The organism is Paenibacillus lacisediminis, assembly GCF_046567315.2.
Genome location: NZ_JBKIAX020000021.1, coordinates 37,361 through 60,367, shown reverse-complemented (window position 1 = coordinate 60,367; position 23,007 = coordinate 37,361). Strand labels below are relative to the sequence as shown.

The following is a 23,007-nucleotide window of genomic DNA, read 5'->3' as shown; positions in this document are numbered from 1 at the left end:
CTAGCAAAGGAGAAGCTGAAATGATTGATTTTTTGCATCTGATCAAAGCAATTATTCTGGGAATGGTGGAAGGACTTACGGAATTTGCCCCCGTCTCGTCGACAGGGCATATGATCATTGTGGACGATATGTGGCTGCGGACCGAACACCTGCTGGGCTCCAAATATGTAGCCAACACGTTTAAAGTCGTGGTCCAGCTCGGCTCGATTTTGGCCGTGGTAGTCGTGTTCTGGAACCGGTTTATGGAACTGCTTGGATTGTCGCGTTTTTTTGGAAAAAAAGGGGTCTCATCGGAGTGGTCCGATGAGACGATGGTGGCGGAGGACGGGGCGTATCAGCCTCGACAGCTTAAACATGGCAGCGGTTCGCGCCTCAAGCTGGCCCAGGTCATTGTCGGATTGATTCCGGCCGGAGTTTTGGGCGTTTTGCTTGAAAATTATATCGATGAGTATCTTTTCTCGACGGCAACGGTATTGATTGGTTTGGTGGTTGGGGCCGTGCTCATGATTGTGGCCGACCGCTTTGCGCCAAAGCGGGCCAAGGTAGAAACCGTCGACCAAATTACTTACAAGCAGGCGTTTGCGATCGGCCTTTTCCAATGCTTGTCGATTTGGCCGGGCTTCTCCCGCTCGGGATCGACGATTTCCGGCGGGGTGCTGCTGGGCTTAAGCCACCGGGCGGCCGCCGACTTCACCTTCATCATGGCGGTGCCGATTATGGCCGGGGCGAGCGCCCTTTCGCTGGTCAAAAACCTGCAGTATTTTACGCTGGATGTCCTGCCCTTTTTCATCGTCGGGTTTATAAGCGCATTTGTGTTTGCGCTGCTGTCGATCCGCTTTTTCCTGAAGCTGATCAACCGCGTCAAACTGGTGCCGTTTGCGGTGTACCGGATTTTGCTGGCGATCGTGATCTATTTCGTATTCGTTTTTTAAGCCGGGCCTTAAATGCGCCACAGCCGGGTGTTAACGTTGGAGTCCGCCGTGGTTTATAGCAGCCAGGCAATAGCAATACGGCGTGCTGGTTTATTTTGCATTAACCGCCTTCCCGGGAAGGCGGTTTTGTTTTTATTCGTGTCTTTGTTTCCTGGCCGTCTCGACTTGTTGCAAGGAAATGCAAAAGTGCATTTCGTCTGTCGTAAATTCCCATGTTTGAGCGATTGAAATGCAAAAGTACAGTTAATTCGGTCTGAACTGGAAAATATTAGTATGTTATCCGGAAATGAACTGCACTTTTGCACTTGATCAGCTATTTCGGGGCGTTTTGGCGAAAATGAACTGCACTTTTGCATTTGGTGTGGTATACATTGATTTATGTTACCCGCAGGAGCAGTTCAGCACCGGCTTTCGGGCGGCACCGGTTTCGTCAAGGCGCGTGACCGGTGTGGTATGCGGCGCGTTTAGCAGGATGTCCGGGTTCGTCTCCGCTTCCTTGGCGATGGCAATCATACAATCGATAAAGCCGTCCAGCGTCTCCTTGCTTTCGGTTTCCGTTGGCTCGATCATGATGCATTCCTCGACGTTCAGCGGAAAATAGATGGTCGGCGGGTGGTAGCCGAAGTCCAGCAGCCGCTTGGCGACGTCAAGCGTGCGGATGCCGTATTGGGCCAGCCCGCTGCCGGACATGACGAATTCGTGTTTGCACGGCTGATCCTCGTAAGGCATCTCGTAATAAGGAGCCAAGCGTTTCATCATATAGTTGGCGTTCAGCACGGCGTTTTCCGAAACCTGGCGGAGTCCCTCCGGGCCCAGGCTGCGGATATAGGCATAAGCGCGAACGAGAATGCCGAAATTACCATAAAACGCTTTGACCCGGCCGATGGAGGCTGCCGAACCGCTCGCTCCGGTCAACTCGCCAGCCCCCTCCGCACGCCGGCCGCGAATGGCGTAACGACCGGATGATTCATCCAGGACGACCGTCGGCTCGGGCAGGAACGGCGCGAGCCGCTTTTTGACGCCGACCGGACCGGCGCCGGGGCCGCCGCCGCCATGCGGCGTGCTCATCGTTTTGTGCAGGTTGAGGTGGACGACGTCAAAGCCCATATCGCCAGGACGAGTAATCCCCATGATGGCGTTTGAGTTGGCGCCGTCATAATACAACAGCCCGCCGGCCGTATGGACGATTTCGGCGATCTGCACGATTTGCTGCTCAAACAGGCCAAGCGTGTTCGGGTTGGTGAGCATGAGGGCGGCGGTATCTTCGCCAACGGCCGCCCGCAGCGCGTCCAGATCGACCATGCCGCGCTCAGTCGAAGGGATGGTCACCGTCTCAAGGCCGGCGACCGCAGCGCTGGCCGGATTGGTGCCGTGCGAGGAGTCCGGCACGATCACTTTCGTCCGCTTCTCACCGCGGCTTTCGTGATAAGCGCGGATCATCATTAGGCCCGTCCATTCCCCGTGCGCTCCGGCGGCCGGCTGCAGGGTGACCTCGTCCATACCCGTAATCCCGGCCAAGTCCCGCTGCAGCCGGTACATCAGCTCCAGCGCACCCTGCAGGCTGTCCTCCGGCTGATACGGATGAATTTTGGCGAAACCGGGGTAACGGGCCACATCTTCGTTGATTTTCGGATTGTATTTCATCGTGCAGGAACCGAGCGGGTAAAACCCGTTATCGACGCCGAAATTGCGGCGGGACAAGGCGGTATAATGGCGCACGACATCAACCTCGTACACTTCCGGGAACGAAAGCCCATCACGGCGCAGCATTTCCGGCGGCACCAGCTCCTCCTTCGGCAAGGCGGGAACGTCACATTCCGGCAGGGAATAACCGATCCTTCCGGGCCGGCTGCGTTCGAAAATAAGCAATTCCTCCGGTTTGGTTTCATTTATTTCGTGCATATCGATTCCTCCATTACACTGACGAATTGGTCGATTTCCGCTTTGCTGCGTTTTTCGGTCACGGCGATCAGCACATGTCCGGCGAGTTCGGGATAGCTGCGCCCCAGATCGTAGCCGCCGATAAATCCGGCCTCGAGCAGCTTTTGTTGAAGCCGCTGCGGATCGGCGCCTTCCGGCAGCCGGATCACGAATTCATTAAAAACCGGGGCCGGGAAGGGAAGGCTTACGCCCGGGATGGAAGCCAGGCGCGTTTTGGCGTAATGTGCTTTTTGCAGGTTCAGCTCCGCGACCTCGGCCATGCCTTGTTTGCCCATCAGCGACATATACACGGACGCGGCGAGAGCGAGCAGCGCCTGGTTGGAGCAGATGTTGGAGGTCGCTTTTTCGCGGCGGATATGCTGTTCCCGGGCTTGCAGGGTCAGCACGAACCCGCGCTTGCCGTTCCTGTCGGTCGTCTGCCCTACGATCCGCCCGGGCATTCGGCGCATGTAGCTGTCGGCTACGGCGAAAAATCCGCAGGTCGGGCCGCCGAAGGAAGGTGCGATGCCGAGCGGCTGCGCGTCGCCAACGACGATATCCGCGCCCAGCTTGCCCGGCGCTTCCAGCAGGCCCAGAGACAGCGGGTTGCAACTGACGATCAAGAGTCCTCCGCGCGCATGAATTAGCTCGCCGATGGAACGGATATCTTCAAGGGAACCGAAGAAATTCGGGTTTTGCACCAGCACGGCGGCGGTGTCTTCCGTAATGGCCGTCTCCAAGGCCTTGCGGTCGGTAACGCCCGCCTCCCAGCCGACCTCCGCGATCTCCAGATTCAGGCCGCGTGCGTAAGTTGCCAGCACCTCACGGGCCTCGGGATGGACGGTCCGGGCCACGATCAGCCGTTTGCGCCGGGTGGCGGCCGCAGCCAGCGAACCGGCTTCAGCGAGGGCTGTCGCCCCGTCGTACATGCTGGCGTTGGCCACCTTGAGGCCGGTCAGCTCGCAGATATAGGACTGGAACTCAAAGATCGCCTGCAGCTCGCCCTGGCTGATCTCCGGCTGGTACGGCGTATAAGCCGTGTAAAATTCGGAACGGGAAATGACATGTTGGACGACGGAAGGAATATGAAGATCGTAAATGCCCGCGCCGAGGAAGCTGGCGTAACGGTCGGTGTCGGCATTGCGCGCGGCAAGTGCGAACATGTGCCGGGTTAAAGTGTATTCGTCGAGCCGTGGGGAAACCGGCAGCTCGCCTTTAAAACGGATCTCCCCGGGAATATCCTGAAACAACGCTTCGAGCGAAGGGACGCCGATCGCTTCCAGCATTTCGTTCCGGTCTTGTTCGGTCAGCGGCAAATAACGGTGTTTTAGCATAGGTTTTCTCGTTCTCCTTTCACGGCTTGGCGAGTGCGTTTCGGCGATAAAATGGCAGGGGGACGACTTGGGCTTTCAGCCGTTTGCCGCGGATTTCCACCTCGAGTATGGTGCCGGCCGCCGCGTGGGCGCTGGCGATCAGTACCAGTCCGAGGCTTTTTTTGAGCGTCGGCGCTTGCGTGCCTGTGGTTACTTCGCCGATTGGGCCCTCGATGCCAGGCGCAAAAACCGGATAATGCGTGCGCGGGATGCCCCGGTCGATCATCTCCAGACCGGCGAGCCGCTGCGGAACGCCTTCTTCACGCTGCTGGAGCAGCGCCTCGCGCCCGATAAACGAGCCAGAGTCCCATTTCACGAACCGGCCGAGGCCGGCTTCCAGCGGCGAAATACGCTGCGACAGCTCCTGCCCGTAGAGGGGGAGGCCGGCTTCAAAACGCAGCGTATCCCGGGCGCCGAGCCCCGCCGGCACGAGCCCGTGGGCCTCGCCGGCTCGCATCAGCGCGTCCCAAAGGGCCGGAGCGTCTTCCGCAGCCGCATAAAGCTCATACCCGTCCTCGCCGGTATAGCCGGTGCGCGAGAGCAGCGTTTTAATGCCGCTGACCCGGGCCTCAGGATAAAACGTGAAGGGGCGCAAAGCGCCGGGATCATGTCCTTCGCACAGCGGGGAGAGGATGGAGGCGGCCAGCGGCCCCTGGACCGCCAGCAGCGCCGTGGCTGCGGAAACGTTGCGCAGGCTGACGCCTTCGGCGGGCAGATGCCGCCGCAGCCATTCCCAATCCTTGTCGATGTTTGCGGCGTTGACGACAAGCATGTATTTGCCTTCGTCCCGTTTATACACCAGCAGATCGTCGACGACACCGCCGTCCGGATAACAGAGCAGGGTGTATTGAGCTTTTCCCGGCCCCAGCAGGCTCACGTCGTTCGTCGTCATCCGCTGCAAAAAACTTTCCGCTCCGGGACCCTCGGCGTAAAACTCGCCCATATGCGATACGTCAAACAAGCCGGCCCGCTCGCGCACGGCCTCGTGCTCCTTTTGAATGCCGCTGAACTGCACCGGCAGCTCCCAGCCGCCGAAATCGATGCAGCGCACGCCTTCATATCGGCCGTAACAAGAGTATAACGGCGTTCGTTGCAGTAGGGGTTCGGACATCTCATCACCTCGTTTGGCCGTAGTGGGCCGTATTTTTACCTGCGCATATCATGAAAAAAATAAAAAGACAGGCCAAGAAATTCCGACTGGCAACGAATCGGATATTTCCGGCTCTGTCCTTTGTACCTGAGAGTTACCCTGCTGCAAAACACCAGGCATCTTGCTCCCCGGCATTTTAAAGAAGAAGCAGGTTTCCCCTTGGGTGATCCGCCTTTAAACCCTAAAAGACGAATTCTCTCCAGAGACGCGTCCGGCAGAAGTCCTTTTGCCTGAGAGATTCACCGCTTCCGTGCGGCTTGCTCCTTCGGCGTTACAATTTGCTGGAATTGTAATCTCTCCCTCTGCCTTCAACCGCTGATTACATCTACATTAATACTCAAAACCGCGAAATATGTCAATAAACTTATCATAAAAATATAAATTTTATTTTGGTTTTGTATACTGCAACGCTTTCATTTTTGCAAATCTATAAATTATGTTAGTAATATTGACATCTTGACTGGGTTGGAATAATCTGAACGAGAAATATCCGGAAAGAGGAGGAATGAGCTTGTCTGCTAATATTAGGGAAAATCTATGGTATAGCGACGAACATGAATGGGTGCTGGATTTGGGGGATGGAACGGCAAAAATCGGCATTTCCGACGTAGCCCAGCATCGCTTGGGCGATATCGTGTTTGTGGAGCTGCCGGACCTTGGAACGGAAGTGGAAGCACAGGACGGGATCGGCACGATCGAATCGGTCAAAACGGTGGCGGATTTGTTTACGCCGGTCAGCGGAACGGTGCTGGAGATTAACAACGAGCTGGAAACGGCGCCCGAGCTGGTGAATGAAGAACCTTACGACGGGGGCTGGATGGTGCGGATTCAACTCCATGAAGACCCCGCCGCCGCTTTTTCCAAATTGATGGATGCTAAAGCTTATGCGGAGTTTCTCGAAAGATAGAGGGCCTGTGACAGGCAAAAATAACCTCGCGTCAGCGATGAGGATGCGGCTTGCTTATCGCATTGCGTATTTTTGCTTTGCTGGCCGCGAGGTTGCTTGGTCCGGTCATTTACGTTTGGGCGGAAGCAGGAGGGAGCGGTAAATCGCCTCGAACATAAATTCGAAGGCCTCCAGGCGGGATACGGCATCGAATGCGGTGGAGCCCCATGCGTAGATGCCATGGCCCCGCAGCAATAAGCCGGGAACGCGGGTGTCGAGCGCGGCGGGAATCCGCCCCGCTATCTCGGCGATGTCGGCGTAATTCGGCACGACCGGGATGCGGACAGCGGCGTCCTCCTCCCAGATGCCCAGCGCTTTGATCAGCTCGTTGCCCTGTATTTGGACGAATCCTTCGTCGCCGAAATATTCGCTGAGCACATTGTTAAACACGGTGTGCACGTGGAGAATCGCGCCGCAGCCGGTCATCCGGTAGATTTTCGCGTGAATCGGCACATCTTCGCCGGGCGTCAGTTTTGTGGCTTCACTTGGCGTACCAGCGGCGTCCACAAACAGAAACTCCTCGGCCGGAAGCTTCGTTTGGCCCTTCATGCCCGACGTCACCGCGAAGTGATAATTGCCCGGCGCGAAGCCGCCGACCCGAACGGACAAGCTGCCGCTCAAGCCCGGAAGCCAGCCGCGGGCGGCAAGCCGTTCCTTGACGCCGCGCAGTTCGCTGAGCGCAGCTTGTTTTTCTTCCAACGGAATGTCCGAAAAATTCATGTTGGCCGTCCTCCTTCGTGCTTCACCCAAAATAATGGCTTACAGAAGCGACTTTCGAACCGCCTCGCCCATTTCCAAAGACCGCTCGGCGGCCCGGTGCACCGCGGCTTTCACGTTTGGCCGGAAGCCGGCCGCTTCGAGCACCTCCAGCGCCGCTTGGGTCGAGCCGTTTGGCGAGGTGATGTCGGCCCGGAGCTTGGCCGGATTTTCGCCGGTTTCCTTCATCATCAGGGCGGCGCCAAGCACCGTTTGCACCGTCAGCTCACGCGCCTGATCGGGGGAAAGACCGCCTTCCATACCCGCTTCGATCATCGCTTCCATCATGTAATAAATATATGCGGGCCCGCTGCCGGAAACACCGGTCAGAATTTCCATCCGTTCCTCCGGAATCACGCTAACCATACCGACCGCTTGAAACATAGACAACACCTGCGCTTTTTGCTCCTTCGATATTTCGGCGGAGAAGGAGATTCCGGTTGCGCCGTGGCCGATGGAGCAGGACGTGTTCGGCATCGTCCGGGCGATCGGGATGTTGCTGCCAAGCAGCGCCTGGATCGTCGCGATCGACAGGCCGGCGATCAGGGAGACGATCATTTGCCCTTCGCGCAGCATCGGGCCGAGTTCGCTAAGCGCTTCGCCGGCATCCTTCGGCTTCATCGCCAGGACGATGATCGAAGCTTCTTGAAGATGCCGGTTTTTAGCGGCTTCCTCGTTTGCAGTTGACACGCGGTAAGTCTGCGATAAATAGGCAAGCCGTTCCTGGCTCGAGCGGTTCAGCATGGCGATCTGGTCCGCGCCGGCGACGCCTTTATGGATCAGTCCGCGCACGATCGCTTCGGCCATCGAACCGGCGCCGTAAAAGCAAATCGAGGCGGAGGCCAGGGATATGTTCGGATTCATGGTCAATTACCTCCTGATGTAGAGAATGGATATTGGCTAAGGGGGATTTTTTTAGGCTAATTGCCGGTTTACTCCCGGATTTGCCCATTCCCCGTAACGATATATTTGCTGGATGTCAGCGCAGGCAGGCCCATCGGCCCTCTGGCATGCAGTTTTTGCGTGCTGATGCCGATTTCGGCGCCAAAACCGAATTCAAAGCCGTCCGTAAACCGGGTGGACGCATTGTGGTACACGGCGGCGGCATCGATTTCCTGCTGGAAAAGCTCCGCGGCGTGCCGGTCTTCAGTAACGATGCATTCCGAGTGTTTGGTGCCGAAACGGCGGATGTGATCCAGCGCTTCCTCCAAATTGCGAACGACCTTCACATTCAAAATATAGTCGTTGTACTCGGTCGCATAGTCTTCATCGGTTGCCGGATTTGCCCAGGCTATAAGGCGTCTCGTCGCTGCGCAGCCTCTTAACTCAACGCCTGCCTCCTTGAAGCGGTCCGCCAATTCGGCCAGATGCCGGGATGCGAAGTCTTCGTGAACAAGCAGCGTTTCCATCGAATTGCATACCGATGGACGCTGTACTTTGGCGTTGAGTGCAATGGAAGCGGCCATTTCCGGGTTCGCGGCGGCGTCCAGATACGTATGACAGATACCTGCTCCTGTCTCGATCACCGGCACGGTGGCGTTTTGCACGACCGTTTGGATCAGCGAGCTGCCGCCGCGCGGGATGATGACATCCAGCAGCCCGTTCAGCTTCAGCATTTCGTCGACGGACGAGCGGCTTGGATCCTCGATAAGTTGCACGGCGTCGACCGGAATGGCGGTGCCGCGCAAGGCCTCATGGATGAGCTCGACGATTTTGCGGTTGGAGGCGAGGGCGGAGGAGCCGCCGCGCAGCACGACCGCGTTGCCGGTTTTGAGGCAAAGTCCCATTGCATCAACCGTAACATTGGGGCGGGCTTCATAAATGATCCCGATGACGCCGAGCGGTACACGCTTCTTCACGATATGCAGCCCGTTCGGGCGGTCGATCGTCTCCAGCACGTCTCCGACCGGATCGGGCAAAGCGACGATTTGCCGCAGCCCTTCGGCGATCCCTTCAATGCGTTGCTCGTTTAAAGCAAGCCGGTCCAGCATCGCCGAAGAAGTGCCGTTCTCCCGGCCGCGCCGCAAATCTTCCTCGTTGGCCGCGATGATCGCGGCGCTGCCGTCCACAAGCGCTTTGGCGGCGGCCAGCAGGGCTTCGTTTTTTTGCTCCGTCGTCAGGCGGTTCAGTGCGGATACGGCACCGGCGGCCCGCTCGGCTTTTTGTCTGACTTCACTCATAGCTTAAGACCTCCTTATAATTCTTCGAATTATGATTTTAACGAAATCCATTCGTCCCGGTGGATAACCTCCAGGCGGTGGACGATATCCAGCTTTTTGATAACCTCGGCGCTGGGCAGCCCGAGAATTTCTTGCAGCTGCTCGGCGTCGTAATTGACGATCCCGCGTCCGAGCACTTCCCCGCCGGCATTGACGACTTCCACGACATCACCCGTATGAAAATGACCGTTCGCGGCTTTGACGCCTACCGGGAGCAGGCTGCGCCCGCCGTGAATAAGCGCTTCTTCGGCGCCGTCGTCAACCGTCAGCGTGCCGAACGGGGTGGAGAAGAAGCCGAGCCACTGTTTTTTGCGCGGCAGGGTGGCCCCGTGCGCTTCGAAGTAGGTGCCGTGGCCGTCGCCCTGCAGTGCGGCCTGAAGGTCGCCGGGCTCCGACACTTTGCCGACGAAGACGGGAACGCCGCCGATCGAGGCGATTTTGGCCGCGTCGATTTTCGAGCGCATGCCGCCCGTACCGACCGCGGAGCCCGCCCCGCCGGCGATCGTGTACAGCTCGTTTGTGATTTCCGTGACGCGGGTGATGCGGGTCGCATTTGGATCAAGGCGCGGATCTTTGGTGTAAAGCCCGTCCATATCCGTCAAAATGAGCAGATGCTCAGCTTTGATCAAATTGGCGACCAGGGCCGACAACGTATCGTTGTCCCCGAATTTCAACTCATCCAGCGAAACGGTGTCGTTTTCGTTGATGATCGGCAGGACGCCCTGACGCAACAGCTCTTCGATCGCCATGCTCGCGTTGCCCGTCCGTTTGCGGTTCTGGAAATCGGAGCGGGTAAGCAGCACTTGGGCCGCGGATACGTGATGCTCGGAGAGCGCTTCGCGGTACGCTTGCATCAGCAGCGCCTGGCCTACCGCGGCGGCCGCCTGTTTCTCATGCAGCAGCTTCGGCCGCTCGGGGTAGCCGATTTCGCGGAAGCCGGCGGCCACGGCGCCGGAGGTGACCAGCAGGGGCTGGAAACCGGCCCGGACGAGCCCGGCCAGCTCGGCGGCGAAATAACGGACAGCGTCCCGGTTTAATCCTCCTTCCGACGAAGTCAGCGAACTGCTTCCGATTTTGACGACGATGCGACGCAGCATGGTGACCACTCCTCCAAAACTTAAAATAATAACGTGTGCGTGCGGGTAACGGATGGTTGTGCGGGCCGCAGGATGTAACGGACATGAGAGCCGCTATTCAAGCAAAAACGGTCTTTTTTCACGATTAACGGACACAGGCGCCGCTATTTTGCTCAATCAGGCGGGTTTTGGGACTTTTTCACGCCAATAAGGTTCCAAGTGTCCGTTAGCCTGGGAAATACCGATAAAACGTTCAAATAGCGGCTTCCGTGTCCGTTAGCGGCAAGTGGCCAGTAGTCAGCACAGAAAGTCGAAGCCGAACGGCTATCGATAGCGGTATCCAGTACCGAATGGCCAGGCAATCAGTTCCCTTTTCCCGCATCCTCCCGCCCCGCAAAATAAAAAAACTTCCGCCTTTGCACGCAAAGGACGAAAGTGTGACTTCCGCGGTACCACCTTTATTGATGAGGTTCTCATCCGACTCGGATTGCCTGGTAACAGGGGCGCTGTCCGGCTTTGGAGCCGGCCGCTCGGGGGTAGGGTTCGGAAAGGGCTAGCATGTAAATTCTCTCAGCCGCTGGAATTTACTCTCTGGGGCGCCGCGTTCTTTCTTACTGGTCCCGTCATTGCGTTTGTAGGGATGTCCGATATGAATATGATTACTGTTAGGATACCATCGTCTTTTCTTTTTTGCAAAAGAAAAAAGCCAAAAGGGGCTAACCTAGAAATCGGCGTTTGGACAGCCGACTACTGGAAGGACCGAGCATCAGCCTGCAAAATAGCGGTACTTTATGTACTTAAGGTCCGGAGCCCAGCATGTTCATCCCCATTAGCAGTATTTTTTGTTCTTATTTTCCTGTGGATGGCCCAAAACGCAGGCATTTCCTTGTGACCGTGGGAAATAACGACATAAAATTCCCCTATTTTAATCATAATGGGGGGGATCGTCGAAATAAAGCCCTGTTTTGTCCTTATGTTCACTAGCGTTGCATTAACTTCTTGCACAAGACAACTTGTAGCCCTGATACATTCAGAATTCCCGCAAAAGCTCAAGTTTTCGAACCGATTCGATTGCCCGCCGGACATCTAACGGTTGTGGCATCCGTTAGAATAGTTTCCCCAATTCAGTACTCTTGCTTAGCTCCACCATTTCTTTAGTTTAACTTATTTTAAAACAAGCCAAGCCGTCCGATTCGCCGCGCGGCTTCCTGAAGGCGGTCTTCGCCGCTGAGCAGTCCGATGCGGACATACCCTTCGCCGTGCTCCCCGAAGCCTATGCCCGGCGCTACCGCGACTTTGGCTTCCCGAAGGAGCAGTTCGGCAAACGCGGTGGAGGTGTATCCTTGCGGAACCGGGAGCCAGCTAAAGAAAGAACCCCGCGGTTTGGAGGCGTGCCAGCCGATTTGCTCCAAAACCTCAAAAAAGGCGTTGCGGCGTGACGCATACCGCGCTATGAGTTCGGTTACACAATCCTGCGACTCGGTCAGCGCCGCCGCGGCCGCCGCCTGAACCGCGCCGAACAGGCTGACATAAATGTGATCCTGCAGCAGGTTGATCAGCGAGATGATCTCGGCGTTGCCAAGCGCAAAGCCGACCCGCCAACCGGCCATGTTGTACGTTTTGGACAAGGTGTAGAATTCGACCCCGACTTCTTTGGCGCCGGGGGCCTGCAGGAAGCTGACCGGGCGATGCCCGTCATAACCGATGGCTCCGTAGGCGAAATCGCTGGCGACGACGATCCGGTTGCGGCTGGCGAATTCCACGGTGTCTTCATAAAAAGAGAGCGGAGCGGTCGCGGCGGTCGGGTTGTTCGGGTAATTCAGGTACATCAGCTTTGCCTGCTTTAAATCGGAGGCCGGGATGGCATTGTAATCGGGCAAAAACGCGTTTTCCCCCGACAAAGGCATAAAGGCCAGCCGCGCCTTGGCCAAGGCCACGCCGGACCAGTAATCCGGGTAACCCGGATCAGGTACCAGGCAGACGTCCCCCGGATTCAAAAGCACCTGGGGCAGTTGGACCAGTCCGGTTTTTCCGCCGAACAAAATGGCCACTTCCCGTTCCGGATCAAGCTGTACGCCGTAATCCTCCAGGTAGCGCCGGGCAACCGCTTCTTTCAGAAACGCATAACCTCTAAAGGGGGAATATTTGTGGTAAAGCGGGTTTTCCGCCGCTTGCTGAAGAGCATGAACGATATGAGGCGGCGTAGGCAGGTCGGGATTTCCCTGTCCCAAGTTAATGACGTCGTGGCCCGCCGAGATTTCTTGATTGACATTCTGCACAAGGCCCGCGAAAAATTGAGTCGGCAACCCCTGCATAACATCGGCAACCAACAGGGGGAAAGCCATGGAAGATGGTTTGACTTCCTTCATCGTGATCACTCCGGTCTGGTTCAAAAATGTTAATGTTAATTTATCATGAGAATTTCGAGGTGTATAGGGGGAATAAATAGCGGCTTATTGCCACCCGTGAAGCAGCAAGCTATCATATCTGGTATAGTGCTCTAAAGGAGTGAATAATATGGCGGAACGGCAGCAAGGAAAATGGCGGGTTGCCCTGGTTCAGAGCGATATCAGATTGGGGGAACCGGAGGAAAACCGTAAACACATGCAGGAACTGTTGGGGCGGACGGTAGCGGAGCATCCTGACCTCGATCTGGCCGTGCTCCCGGAAATGTGGAATACGGGTTACGCCTTGGACCGGATTCACGAATTGGCCGATGCCGAAGGCAAGGCGACGCGGGAGTGGTTGTCGGCGTTTGCCGCCAAACACCGCATTCATATCGTCGGCGGCTCCATTGCCGAGAAACGAGACGGAAAGATTTACAATACTATGTATGTTTTTGATCGCGAAGGAAAAGAGACGGCCCGCTATGCCAAAATCCATCTGTTCCGGTTGATGGAGGAAGAGAAATATCTGGCCTCCGGTGAACGGAACGTCGTCTTTGAATTGGACGGTACGAAAGCCGGGGCGTCGATCTGCTACGATATCCGGTTTCCGGAGCTGGTCCGGACGCTGGCGCTGCAGGGCGCCAAGGTATTGTTCGTCCCCGCGGAATGGCCGCATCCCCGGTTGCACCACTGGCGCACGCTGTTGATGGCCCGGGCGATCGAAAATCAGATGTACGTTGTGGCGTGCAACCGGGTAGGCAGCGGGGGCGGAGCAGACTTTTTCGGGCATTCGATGATCATCGACCCGTGGGGCGAAATCGTAGCGGAAGGCGGGGAAGGGGAGGGAATCGTCACCGGAACCATCGAGCTCTCGCTCGTGGATGAAGTTCGCGGCCGCATCCCGGTTTTCGCCGACCGCCGCCCGGATTGCTACGAATTATAAGCGAGCTAACGTTGCTCCATCGTCGCCTTAAACGTGTCGATAAAAGCCTCCGCCGCTTTGGACAAATAACGTCCTTTTCGGTAAGCGATGACCAGCGTGCGGCTAGGCACGGGATCAGCGAGAGGTAAATAGGCCGGAATCAGCTCGCTGCGTTTGGCCCGGGCGATATAGCGCGGAACGAGCGTAATGCCCATCCCGGCCGCGACCAGCGATTGCACCGTTTCGATGTTGTTGCTCTCGAATACCACGTTCGGTTCAAAGCCCGCGCTGCGGCAAAGGTCGACCGTTAGCTTGCGGAAGCCCTGCCCTTTTTTCAGCACGATAAACGGCTCGTCCCGCAGCTGCTCCAGCTTCACGCCTGTCCTGGCTTCTTCGGTAAAGGCGAGCCGGTGATTCGGCGGCACGGCCAGGTCGATGATTTCTTCGCCGATCGGCTCGTAAGCGAGCGTCGGCTCCTGCAGCGGCAGCGACAGCAAACTGAGGTCGGTGCCGCCGCCGGCCGTCAGTTTCTCCAGATTGAGCGACGTATCCTCCAGCAGGGTGATTTCGATGTCCGGGTACGCTTCCTTGAAGGCGGGCAGCACATAAGGCAGCAGATGGGAGCCGGTGATCGGCATGCTGCCCACGACGACGCGGCCGGCCCGCAGCTGGGAGATGTCGTCCATTTCCTGGCGCAGTTGAGCCACAGCGTCCATGATTTTTTGCGCGTGCTGAATAAAGCTTGCTCCGGCATAGGTCAACTCCACCGTGCTCGTATTGCGCTGAAACAGCTTGACGCCAAGCTCCTGCTCCAGCTTGGACAGCTGCTGGCTTAGGGAGGGTTGGGCGATATGCAGCTTATCGGCGGCGCGGGAAAAGTTTTTCTCCTCGGCGATTTTCAGTGTGTATAGAAGTTGTCTTAGCTCCATTTGATCATCCCTCTTATAAGAAAATCCTATAAACAAGTATACTACATATAGGGAAGGGATGCTCGTTATCGGCGGTAGAATTGGGCTGGGATATTCAGGAAGATTTGTTTTGTGTCCCTATTCCCCGTTATAATAGATGAAAAAGCTAAAGTTATTATTTTGGAGGTTTTACGTTTGAAGAAATGGTTGAAAGAAGTTGTCGGATGGGGCGGATCGATCGCGCTTGGATTTGTGCTAAGCATGATTATCGGCATTTTTGTGATCCAGCCTTACCGGGTAGACGGCCATTCAATGGAACCGACGCTCAACGACAAGCAGCGCATTTATGCCTGGAAGTTCGCGCATGTGCTGGAGAAGCTGCCGGATTACGGCGATATCGTCATTATCGACAGCCGGGTTGACCGCAGCCGTACGCTTTTGGACGATATCAAGGAGCATCCTTTGATAACCTGGTTATCCGGCAGTGGACAGGAAGATTTTTTCTATGTCAAAAGAGTGGTCGGCCTGCCCGGAGATACGATTGAAGTGAAGGACGGGCACGTGTTCCGAAACGGACAACAGCTAGACGAGCCTTATATTAAGGAAAAAATGAATGCAGGGGCCGCTCAGGTTTGGGAAGTTCCGGACGGTGATGTGTTCGTCATGGGCGATAACCGGAATAATAGCAACGACAGCCGCAGCATCGGACCGATTCCGCTCGACCACGTGATGGGGATCGACTCGTTTTAAGGCCGCGGGTTGAACCCGCTGCTGTGTGCACGAACATTCCTATGAAAAAACAGCTCCTCCAGGTGAATTTGCCTGGTGGCGCTGTTTTTTTTCGATTGCCGCAGATTTTCCCAAATCTAACCTTTTTGGCTAGGCCGTTTCGCTTGTCCCGCCGCTCCCGTCTTTAAGGGCTCCTTCTGAGTATTCGGTCAGAAGATCCCATAAGAAGGGAGGGATCCCTTCGGCTTCGGAAGGGGGAGCCGGAGGACGTTCTTCCCCGTTTCCGGGCGGAGCCTGCTCCGGCTTCGGCGGGCGCAGCTCGGCGACGGTCTCGGCAATATCGTCAAACAGCGCGTCGATTTCTTCTTCGCTGGCTGATTCCGCGTCGAATTCGCTCAATTTTTCCTGCAGCGCCGAAAGCAGTTCGCCGAGCGGATCGGCCGCTTCTTCGCCGGAGGCGGCGGAACCGGATGAATAGGAGCTCAGTTTGCTTTGCAACTCCGTCAAAATCGATTTTTTCTCGTCCGTGGTGAGCGGGTCCGTATTTTGTCCGGTTGCTGCGCCGTAGGTGGAGTCTGCGGCGGCTTGATTTTGTAAGTTGGTCAGGTAGGCGAGATATTCCGGGCTTAGTTCAAGGGAATCACCCGTACTAGCCGTTACTTTGCCGCTTTGTCCGGAGTCTGCTTGTTTGTTGGCGGCGGTCGTTTTTCCCCACGAGCCAATGCTGTAAGAATAAGTGCTGCTGTATGGATTTACAGATAATGACATGCTTTTGTTTCATTCCTTTCATGCTTAAATTTTAGATTTGCCGGATCGATTCGGGAAGCCTGCAACAAAGATATCGAATCCGAATCTGAAAATAAGCTGAGGGACGGCTTAAAATACGCGGAAAAGTTATAGGGAATAGCTATCAGCTATATTGTTTTCATGTCTTGGACGCGCCCCGCGGACCGGAGGTACAATAGGGCAAAACAAAGCTATCAAGCGAGCAGAGGAGTCCGGCAACTATGATACAAACGGTTTTATCTACACTGCTTCATGTAATCGTTCCGCTTTCGATTCCGGTGATTGCCGGTGCGCTGCTGGCGCGTTTTCGCGGTTTGGACACCAAGCCGCTGCTGACTTTATATCTATACGTGCTGAGTCCGGCGATCATTTTCGATACGCTAATGAACGCGCATATTTCCTCGGGCGATGTGTTCAGTACGATCGGATTTTCCTTGCTGAACCTGGCGCTGATGTGGGGCATTGCCAAGGTGGGGGGACGGATTCTGAAGCTGGAGGCGCCGGAAGCGGCCGGACTTACGCTTATATCGGCGCTGACGAATAGCGCCAACTACGGATTGCCGCTCGTGCTGCTTGCCTTCGGCCAACTTGGGCTCGACAAAGCCTCGCTTTATGTCATCACGCAGATGATCATCGTTAATACGGTTGGCGTATATTTTGCCGCCCGCTCGCAGTTTTCCGTGCAAAGCGCGATCCGGTCGGTGTTTGCCCTGCCGGCGATCTATGCCGCGGCCGTGGCGTTTTTTCTCCGCATCACGCACCTGCAGCTCCCGGCGGAGATCACCCAGGGTGTTTCCATGGTGGCGGGCGCTTATTCGCCGGTTGTGCTGACGGTGCTGGGCGCGCAGATGGTGAAGGTGGGAAGACCGGCCGCTGTGGCCGCCAAGCGATCCGCGGTTTGGGCCGGCATTGCCGTAAGGCTGGCCGCGGCGCCCATTGCCGCTTATGTCGCATTGACGGTTTTAGGCATTACGGGCACGCTTTTTTCCGTCCTGTTCATTTTGGCTTCGATGCCGGTCGCCGTGAACGCCGTCGTTCTGGCCGAACGGTTTGACGCCGCGCCTGGACTGGTGTCGAGGTGCATCATGTGGACGACGCTGGCTTCGTTTATCGTGCTGCCGGTGTTGCTTGTGCTGGTCTAGTTGGCCAATTCATTCGTTTGGGCTAATGGCCCAGCACTCTCGGATCTCCAGTCGTTCGCTAACGGTTGTGATCGCGCTTATTTAGCTGAAAAGACGGGCTTTCAATTTCTAACGGTTATAACTGCGCTTATTTGGGTAAAAAGGCTAGAATCCGTGAAAATAAGGCAAAATAAGCTCTGCTGCAACCATTAAATTTGATTTCCCCTACATTTTATCGAAATAACAACGCTCACAACCGTTACAACATGGCCTCGCTCGATCCTGCCTCCTACTTTTCCCTTATGCTGTTTTTCCAAGTTTCGCTTATGCGAGCTTATTTCTTTTTACCATTAGGGTGATATTGTAGACGATGTAGTAAACGAACATTATCAGCACCAAGCCGGATAGCCACGGGTTCTGGGAGCTGCCAAACGCGGCCGCCTGATTCATTGGGGCAGTTCCGGCCAAGCCGGCCTGCGGGCCAAAGGTCAATCCGTACAGACGAAAGATGAGCCGTCCGAAAAACAGCGCTGTCACAGCAAAGCTGATCCAGGTGCTGGAACGGTAATAGACGCCGCCGTCCCGCTGTTCAAACCGGGTTGTGGTTACGCTGTAATACGCGAGCAGGCCGCCGATGGCCATTCCCGCCGCATCCGACAGCAAGCTGACCCAGTTAAGTCCCCCCGCGATCAGGAACAGAATTCCTGCAATCCCCAGAAGGGTGGTCGTAAACATGATTTTTTTCGGCTTTAGCTGCTGCCAGCCGATGCTTCTTTTGACGCGAAGATAAATACGGTAGAGGATAAAAATGGCGATCAACAAAGTAATGACGGATTTCAAAATGAAGTTGCCTCCTTTTGTGTTATGGGATCATGGTACCTGTTTTCTTCATAGAAGGCGACCAACCGGGGATGGAAAGCTTGCGCGAAAATATCTATCTCCGGGTAGAGACGTAATCTGGTAGGGTAATGGTACGGGAAAGAGGGTAGTCGCCATGTCATCGGAAAAATATCGCCCTTATGTTAAAACGGCGGTGGTAAGCGGGGTTCTGTTGTATCTGATGCATTTGGCCGGAATGTTTGCGGGGCCGGCGGAAAAAGTAATCCTGAACGTGCTGATCGGATTGTCCTATTGCAGTTTGTTTTTCTTTCCTAAAAATTGGTGGAACAAGCGGAGAGCGGGGATCGCTGTCATTATCGTGACGCTGGAAACCGCGGCCAACCTGATTTGGTATCAAGAAACGGAGCTGCTTTACCTGCTTGTTATCGTCATTTTTTACGCCCGGCTCCAATCCGTTTTGTCCAAGTGGCTTGGGCCGGCAATCGCGGCCCTGCTGATCGCCGCGATGTTTTATGTGAGGTTTGGCCAGCCGAATCCGGCTAATATCATCTCTTATATCCTTTTGACTTTTGCACTATTTTACGCCATCCGGAAAAGAATTTACCGCAAAGAGCTGTTAGAGCTGAACAAGCGGCATTTGGCCGAACTGCAGGAGGCTTATGATCAGTTGCAGGAGGCTACGGCAACGACGATGCGGTTTGCAATTCTCGAAGAAAGGACGCGGATTGCCCGGGACATCCACGATTCGGTCGGTCATAGCATCACCTCGCTGATCGTCCAGCTTCAGGCCATGCGGTACATGATCAAACAGGATCCCGCACAGGCGGAGCGTGCTTTGGACGGCATGCTGGCGGTGGCGCGCCAGGGGCTGGGAGACATTCGTTCCGCCGTCCACGCCCTTGCTGATGATCAATCGCTGTCGGGCGCGGCGTCTTTAAAGGCGCTGCTTTCGCGGATGGAGGCCACGGCGGGGATACGTTATACTTTTCATAATGGACTGCGGGACGAGGATATGGGCGATCTGGAATTCGGAACGCTGTTTAAGGTGCTGCAGGAGGCGATTACCAATGCCATACGGCATTCGCGGGCAACCGAGCTAGAGGTCGGCCTGCGGCGGGAAGCCGGGGACATCGTGATGACCATCCGCGATGATGGGGCGCTGCGATACGGTGGGGGCATCGCCGAAGGATTCGGCTTGCGGGCGATGAAAGCCAGGCTCGAAGAACGCGGGGGCCGCTTGCATTATGGGGCGCGTAAGCCGCACGGGTTCCAGATTGTTGCCCACATTCCGGCGGGAAGCCGGGAGGATATGCTTACATCCGGTGAAAAGGACGGGAAGCCATGACAGAGGAGCAAAACATTAAAGTGCTGCTTGCCGACGACCAGACGATGATCCGCCAAGGATTCGGATATGTGATCGGATTGCAGCCGGATATGAAGCTGATCGGAGAAGCGTGCAACGGAGAAGAGGCGGTGAAGCTGGCCCTGGAATACCGGCCGGATGTCATCCTGATGGATGTTCAGATGCCTTTTCAGAACGGGATTGAGGCGACCCGGGAAATCATGGGCCAGCTTCCGGCCGTGAAAATCGTCATTCTGACCACCTTTGACGATCAGGAGTATGTTCTACAGGGAATCCGTGCCGGTGCGGTCGGGTATTTATTAAAAGATGCGGATATGGAGGACATGCTTGCGGCGATCCGTTCCGCTTTCCGGGGGGAGGCGGTCTACAAAACGAAGCTGGCTTCCGGCGCGCTGTTGGAGGCCGTTTCCGCGGCCGCTCCGCCGGCTATAGACCGCCAAAAGGCCGTTTTGCTTGACACGTTAACCGAGCGGGAGCAGGAAATCCTGCAGGAGATGGCCTACGGGCTCCGCAATGATCAAATCGCCGAAAAACTGTTCATCACTGAGGGGACGGTCAAATCCCATGTTCACCGGATCCTGCAAAAATTCGGCTGTGAGGACCGAACCCAAGTTGTGGTGATGGCGCTGCGCGGCGGTTTGGTGAAGTGATTATATAACTTAAAGTCCTTTTGTTACATTAATATTGTAATAAAAGGACTTTTTAATATTAAATTTCAATATATACGTATGAAAACGTTGACATATCGGATGTATAACCGTATAATCAGCTCTAATAATACAATATTATTGTAATAAACAAACTGTGTGTTTCTCTTGAGTTCGGAATGACCGAATTAGCTTGAGGGGGAGAGCCATGAGAAAAGCGTGCTTGGCGGGACTTTTGATGATTTGTTTGGGGATGGGGGGAGCGGGATGTGATCTTAAGGATCAGGATGCAGTGATTCAGCCCACCACAATCCATACATATACCAACCCGATAACGCTGCCGGATGAATGGGAGGAATATGGATTGGGCGATCCGTTCATATTCTCCTATAACGGATATTATTATCTATATGTCAGTACGAGAGATACGGATTCGGGAGTCAAAGTTTGGAGCTCACCCGATTTGCTTGAGTGGAAGTATGAAGGGCTGTGTACGGAAGATCCGACAACAACGGCCTCCTATGCGCCGGAAGTAAGATACTGGAACGGAAAGTTTTACATGTACACCTCTCCGGCTGGCCAAGGGCATTACGTGCTGGAGAGCGATTTGCCGACCGGGCCGTTCCGCGTGGCGACGGAAAATTTCGGCCGCACGATCGACGGTTCGACTTTTGTGGATGACGATGGGAAGTGGTATTTTTACTACGCCGGTACGAAGGGGATTCAAGCCGCACCTATGACCGACCCGCTCACTGTCGCTCCGGAAGAAACACAAACCGGGGCTTACATGGGCGGATGGACGGAAGGTCCGACGGTGTTCAAGCGGGGTGGAAAATATTACATGACGTATACGGGGAATCATGTGTTTAGCAGCGGCTACCGGGTGGATGCGGCGGTAAGCGCTTCCCCACTTACGGGCTTCGCAGGCTTTGACGGCAATCCTGTCCTCTTGCGAGCGGACGGGCCGACGGTGGGGGTGGGCCACAATTCCATCGTGACCGGACCTGATTTGGACACGCAATATATGATCTATCACAATCTGGAGGGACCCGGTATCGTTGGCCCGCTCCGGCATATGAACATAGACCGTCTAGTCTGGAACGGCAGCCGCTTCAAGGTTTACGGACCGACGGACGGTCCGCAGCCGGCGCCAGATCCGCCGTTTTTCAGCGACCGTTTTGAAAGAAATGAAATCGGGGCAGGGTGGAAAATATCCGGGGAGGGCGAGTGGTCCGTGAGTGCGGGGGGAGGACTGATCGCCGCTGCCCAAGGAAAGCAAGGGCGCTCCATGCTACTGGCGGAACCGGCTGCCGAATCCGACTACACCGCGGAATTTCATGTACAGCTTCGTTCGGAAGGTCAAGGAGGCAAAGCGGGAGTTGTGTTTTCCTATACGGACGATGAGAGCTTCGGTATCGTTCTGCTCGACCAGGATTCCCGCGAAATTACGGCCGAGGTATACAGGGACGGGAAAGCAGTCGGCGTAGAAAAACAGCGGATCCCGGACAGTCTCGATATCCGTTTCCTGCAAAATTTGCGGCTGGAGGTTCAGAACCGCTCGGTCCGTGTGTATACCGCGGGCATGCGCCTGCTTACGCTCCAACTGGCGGAAGCCGTCGGCGGGGGGCGGATCGGTTACGCCGCCCAAAACGCCGAGGCCCGTTTCGGATATGCTGCCTTCAGCAATAAAGTGAACGGAAGCGGCGATCGCCTGGCCTATGCTCCTATGCCAGGCGCAGTGGATGCCATTCATGCGGAGAACGCGGAGGAAGCTGCAGCTTCCTCCGCCGAAGACGGGAAAGGGGGGTATTACCTCGCCAAGCTGGCGAAAGGCACTGCCTTAAGCTACCGGGTGAACGTAACCCGCAGCGGGATCTACAGCATCCACTTTCGCGTGGCTCCCGGACCGGATGGGGTGAAGTTCAGCCTTTCGGACGGAAGCAAGGGGGCGGCACCGGCGATTGAAGTGAATCCGCCCGTAAATCCCGGGCAATGGGAGACGGTATCAATCCACGGAGCGAAGCTGGAAAGCGGCCTGCAAGCCCTGAAGCTGGAAGTGAAGCAAGGCTCCATGGATTTCGCCTGGATGGAAGCCAGCGAATTCACGCCAGTAACGGAAATCAAAGATGGGTTTGAGGGTAAAACCACCTCCGGCTGGTCCCGTTACGAAGGAGTATGGTCCGTGAAGGATGGCCAGCTACGTGCATCGTCGCGGCAGCCGGCGAAAATCGTAACCGGAGAGTACGGCTGGACGGATTATTCGGTGGAAGCTGATCTTACCGTACCGGAGAAAGGCGGACAGACTGGCCTTTTGATCCGGGTCACGGACCCGGCGAACGGGCTGGAATTGAACCAAAACCGCGATGATTTCTTGCGCGGATACTATGTGTATGTAGACGGAACCGGCCTTCATCTCGTGAAGCATAATTACGATACAGTGCCTTTGGCGGACGCCGCTTACCCTCTGCCGCCTGAAGGGGAATGGATTCACTTGAAAGTTGCCGCCGTCGGCACGCGAATTACCGTCTATGACGACAACGGCAGCAAGCCGGTGCTGGAGTATGACGACCGCAGCGATAGGCCGTTCCTTCATGGCAAAATCGGGTTAAAGTCCGTGGCAACGGCTTCGCGGTTTGATGAGGTTGAGATTCGTCCGTTTGATGTTCCGTAACAGGTTCACGATACATTATCGAAATTTTTGCCAAACTGAAAGATCGCTTCCGGTAAAATTAGGTGGCTGCTCCCCGGGAAGACCGGAATGCGGCCGCTTCGTTTAGTGCGTATTTAATTTATCATGAGTATTTATGCATGCCTTCGCCAGGGTAGATAGCCGAAATTAAGAATTAAACGCAATCCAAAGCAAAAAGTACATCAAACCCAAGGTGCCTATTAATCCAAATACGCAAATACAAACGATCAAAAGCACCAGTTT

At 55.7% G+C, this 23,007-nt stretch carries 19 protein-coding genes and 2 riboswitches; of the genes, 8 read left to right on the top strand and 11 right to left on the bottom strand.

All coding sequences use genetic code 11. The features are described 5' to 3' along the window. Positions 1–20 precede the first annotated feature (20 nt). Positions 21–932: an undecaprenyl-diphosphate phosphatase gene (locus ACLD72_RS28000; RefSeq protein ID WP_411002292.1), complete on the top strand. Its 912-nt coding sequence runs from the start codon at positions 21–23 to the stop codon at positions 930–932. Positions 933–1,313: 381 nt separating this feature from the next. On the opposite strand, the gene gcvPB is transcribed toward ACLD72_RS28000, so the two are convergent. Genes gcvPB through gcvT form a run of 3 tightly spaced genes read right to left on the bottom strand, consistent with a single transcriptional unit; the run spans position 1,314 to position 5,336 of the window. After that, entirely contained in the window at positions 1,314–2,834 is a 1,521-nt protein-coding gene (gene gcvPB, locus ACLD72_RS27995) for an aminomethyl-transferring glycine dehydrogenase subunit GcvPB (protein WP_411002293.1), read from the bottom strand. Then, positions 2,822–4,186: an aminomethyl-transferring glycine dehydrogenase subunit GcvPA gene (gcvPA, locus tag ACLD72_RS27990; RefSeq protein WP_411002294.1), complete on the bottom strand. Its 1,365-nt coding sequence runs from the start codon at positions 4,184–4,186 to the stop codon at positions 2,822–2,824. The genes gcvPB and gcvPA overlap by 13 nt, the downstream gene beginning before the upstream one ends. A 19-nt stretch (positions 4,187–4,205) precedes the next feature. After that, the gene (gene gcvT / locus ACLD72_RS27985; RefSeq protein ID WP_411002295.1) at positions 4,206–5,336 is read right to left on the bottom strand and encodes a glycine cleavage system aminomethyltransferase GcvT; all 1,131 of its coding nucleotides are present in this window, start codon (positions 5,334–5,336) and stop codon (positions 4,206–4,208) included. A gap of 104 nt (positions 5,337–5,440) precedes the next feature. Continuing rightward, a riboswitch (glycine riboswitch) is annotated at positions 5,441–5,583 on the bottom strand. Then, positions 5,584–5,687: riboswitch (glycine riboswitch) on the bottom strand. 199 nt (positions 5,688–5,886) lie between these two features. On the opposite strand from gcvT, the gene gcvH reads away from it, so the two are divergent. Continuing rightward, the gene (gene gcvH / locus ACLD72_RS27980) at positions 5,887–6,282 is read left to right on the top strand and encodes a glycine cleavage system protein GcvH (RefSeq protein ID WP_458476306.1); all 396 of its coding nucleotides are present in this window, start codon (positions 5,887–5,889) and stop codon (positions 6,280–6,282) included. Between the two features lie 105 nt (positions 6,283–6,387). On the opposite strand, the gene mtnB is transcribed toward gcvH, so the two are convergent. The 5 genes from mtnB to ACLD72_RS27955 form a co-directional block, all read right to left on the bottom strand. Further along, positions 6,388–7,041 carry a methylthioribulose 1-phosphate dehydratase gene (mtnB, locus tag ACLD72_RS27975; protein WP_411002297.1) on the bottom strand — a complete coding sequence of 218 codons (654 nt, stop codon included), beginning with the start codon at positions 7,039–7,041 and terminating at the stop codon, positions 6,388–6,390. A 39-nt stretch (positions 7,042–7,080) separates the two neighbouring features. Next, positions 7,081–7,941, bottom strand: a complete 861-nt coding sequence (gene proC, locus ACLD72_RS27970; protein WP_411002298.1) for a pyrroline-5-carboxylate reductase — start codon at positions 7,939–7,941, stop codon at positions 7,081–7,083. A gap of 68 nt (positions 7,942–8,009) precedes the next feature. Next, on the bottom strand, positions 8,010–9,257 hold the full coding sequence (locus tag ACLD72_RS27965) for a glutamate-5-semialdehyde dehydrogenase (protein ID WP_411002299.1): 1,248 nt from the start codon (positions 9,255–9,257) through the stop codon (positions 8,010–8,012). A gap of 29 nt (positions 9,258–9,286) precedes the next feature. Beyond that, positions 9,287–10,393, bottom strand: a complete 1,107-nt coding sequence (gene proB, locus ACLD72_RS27960; protein ID WP_411002300.1) for a glutamate 5-kinase — start codon at positions 10,391–10,393, stop codon at positions 9,287–9,289. A gap of 1,148 nt (positions 10,394–11,541) precedes the next feature. Then, entirely contained in the window at positions 11,542–12,741 is a 1,200-nt protein-coding gene (locus ACLD72_RS27955; RefSeq protein ID WP_411002301.1) for a pyridoxal phosphate-dependent aminotransferase, read from the bottom strand. Between the two features lie 148 nt (positions 12,742–12,889). Between ACLD72_RS27955 and ACLD72_RS27950 the strand changes: the two genes are divergently transcribed. Next, positions 12,890–13,702, top strand: a complete 813-nt coding sequence (locus ACLD72_RS27950; RefSeq protein WP_411002338.1) for a carbon-nitrogen family hydrolase — start codon at positions 12,890–12,892, stop codon at positions 13,700–13,702. A gap of 5 nt (positions 13,703–13,707) precedes the next feature. Here ACLD72_RS27950 and ACLD72_RS27945 read toward each other — a convergent pair whose 3' ends face one another. Further along, the gene (locus ACLD72_RS27945) at positions 13,708–14,610 is read right to left on the bottom strand and encodes a LysR family transcriptional regulator (protein WP_411002339.1); all 903 of its coding nucleotides are present in this window, start codon (positions 14,608–14,610) and stop codon (positions 13,708–13,710) included. Between the two features lie 174 nt (positions 14,611–14,784). On the opposite strand from ACLD72_RS27945, the gene lepB reads away from it, so the two are divergent. Next, positions 14,785–15,339, top strand: coding sequence for a signal peptidase I (lepB, locus tag ACLD72_RS27940; RefSeq protein ID WP_411002302.1), 555 nt, complete (start codon positions 14,785–14,787; stop codon positions 15,337–15,339). A 129-nt stretch (positions 15,340–15,468) separates the two neighbouring features. Here lepB and ACLD72_RS27935 read toward each other — a convergent pair whose 3' ends face one another. Continuing rightward, positions 15,469–16,086, bottom strand: coding sequence for a hypothetical protein (locus ACLD72_RS27935; RefSeq protein WP_411002303.1), 618 nt, complete (start codon positions 16,084–16,086; stop codon positions 15,469–15,471). A gap of 239 nt (positions 16,087–16,325) precedes the next feature. Here ACLD72_RS27935 and ACLD72_RS27930 point away from each other — a divergent pair, with 239 nt between their 5' ends. Beyond that, positions 16,326–17,246, top strand: coding sequence for an AEC family transporter (locus tag ACLD72_RS27930; protein WP_411002304.1), 921 nt, complete (start codon positions 16,326–16,328; stop codon positions 17,244–17,246). A gap of 303 nt (positions 17,247–17,549) precedes the next feature. Here the strand turns inward: ACLD72_RS27930 and ACLD72_RS27925 are convergent, their stop codons facing one another. Continuing rightward, positions 17,550–18,065 (bottom strand): CcdC protein domain-containing protein, encoded by a 516-nt coding sequence (locus ACLD72_RS27925; protein WP_411002305.1) that lies wholly within the window; start codon positions 18,063–18,065, stop codon positions 17,550–17,552. A gap of 154 nt (positions 18,066–18,219) precedes the next feature. Between ACLD72_RS27925 and ACLD72_RS27920 the strand changes: the two genes are divergently transcribed. From ACLD72_RS27920 to ACLD72_RS27910, 3 genes are all read left to right on the top strand, one after another. Continuing rightward, the gene (locus ACLD72_RS27920; RefSeq protein ID WP_411002306.1) at positions 18,220–19,410 is read left to right on the top strand and encodes a sensor histidine kinase; all 1,191 of its coding nucleotides are present in this window, start codon (positions 18,220–18,222) and stop codon (positions 19,408–19,410) included. After that, entirely contained in the window at positions 19,407–20,078 is a 672-nt protein-coding gene (locus ACLD72_RS27915; protein ID WP_411002307.1) for a response regulator, read from the top strand. Before ACLD72_RS27920 ends, ACLD72_RS27915 begins: the two co-directional genes overlap by 4 nt. A gap of 205 nt (positions 20,079–20,283) precedes the next feature. Beyond that, positions 20,284–22,746 (top strand): family 43 glycosylhydrolase, encoded by a 2,463-nt coding sequence (locus ACLD72_RS27910; RefSeq protein ID WP_411002308.1) that lies wholly within the window; start codon positions 20,284–20,286, stop codon positions 22,744–22,746. Positions 22,747–23,007: the final 261 nt, after the last annotated feature.

What these genes read in the sequence shown, in the direction of transcription:
- ACLD72_RS28000 (WP_411002292.1), top strand. Translation starts at nt 21, where the DNA reads ATGATTGATTTTTTGCATCTGATCAAAGCAATTATTCTGGGAATGGTG.
- gcvPB (WP_411002293.1), bottom strand. Translation starts at nt 2,834, where the DNA reads ATGCACGAAATAAATGAAACCAAACCGGAGGAATTGCTTATTTTCGAA.
- gcvPA (WP_411002294.1), bottom strand. Translation starts at nt 4,186, where the DNA reads ATGCTAAAACACCGTTATTTGCCGCTGACCGAACAAGACCGGAACGAA.
- gcvT (WP_411002295.1), bottom strand. Translation starts at nt 5,336, where the DNA reads ATGTCCGAACCCCTACTGCAACGAACGCCGTTATACTCTTGTTACGGC.
- mtnB (WP_411002297.1), bottom strand. Translation starts at nt 7,041, where the DNA reads ATGAATTTTTCGGACATTCCGTTGGAAGAAAAACAAGCTGCGCTCAGC.
- proC (WP_411002298.1), bottom strand. Translation starts at nt 7,941, where the DNA reads ATGAATCCGAACATATCCCTGGCCTCCGCCTCGATTTGCTTTTACGGC.
- ACLD72_RS27965 (WP_411002299.1), bottom strand. Translation starts at nt 9,257, where the DNA reads ATGAGTGAAGTCAGACAAAAAGCCGAGCGGGCCGCCGGTGCCGTATCC.
- proB (WP_411002300.1), bottom strand. Translation starts at nt 10,393, where the DNA reads ATGCTGCGTCGCATCGTCGTCAAAATCGGAAGCAGTTCGCTGACTTCG.
- ACLD72_RS27955 (WP_411002301.1), bottom strand. Translation starts at nt 12,741, where the DNA reads ATGAAGGAAGTCAAACCATCTTCCATGGCTTTCCCCCTGTTGGTTGCC.
- ACLD72_RS27950 (WP_411002338.1), top strand. Translation starts at nt 12,890, where the DNA reads ATGGCGGAACGGCAGCAAGGAAAATGGCGGGTTGCCCTGGTTCAGAGC.
- ACLD72_RS27945 (WP_411002339.1), bottom strand. Translation starts at nt 14,610, where the DNA reads ATGGAGCTAAGACAACTTCTATACACACTGAAAATCGCCGAGGAGAAA.
- ACLD72_RS27935 (WP_411002303.1), bottom strand. Translation starts at nt 16,086, where the DNA reads ATGTCATTATCTGTAAATCCATACAGCAGCACTTATTCTTACAGCATT.
- ACLD72_RS27930 (WP_411002304.1), top strand. Translation starts at nt 16,326, where the DNA reads ATGATACAAACGGTTTTATCTACACTGCTTCATGTAATCGTTCCGCTT.
- ACLD72_RS27920 (WP_411002306.1), top strand. Translation starts at nt 18,220, where the DNA reads ATGTCATCGGAAAAATATCGCCCTTATGTTAAAACGGCGGTGGTAAGC.
- ACLD72_RS27915 (WP_411002307.1), top strand. Translation starts at nt 19,407, where the DNA reads ATGACAGAGGAGCAAAACATTAAAGTGCTGCTTGCCGACGACCAGACG.
- ACLD72_RS27910 (WP_411002308.1), top strand. Translation starts at nt 20,284, where the DNA reads ATGAGAAAAGCGTGCTTGGCGGGACTTTTGATGATTTGTTTGGGGATG.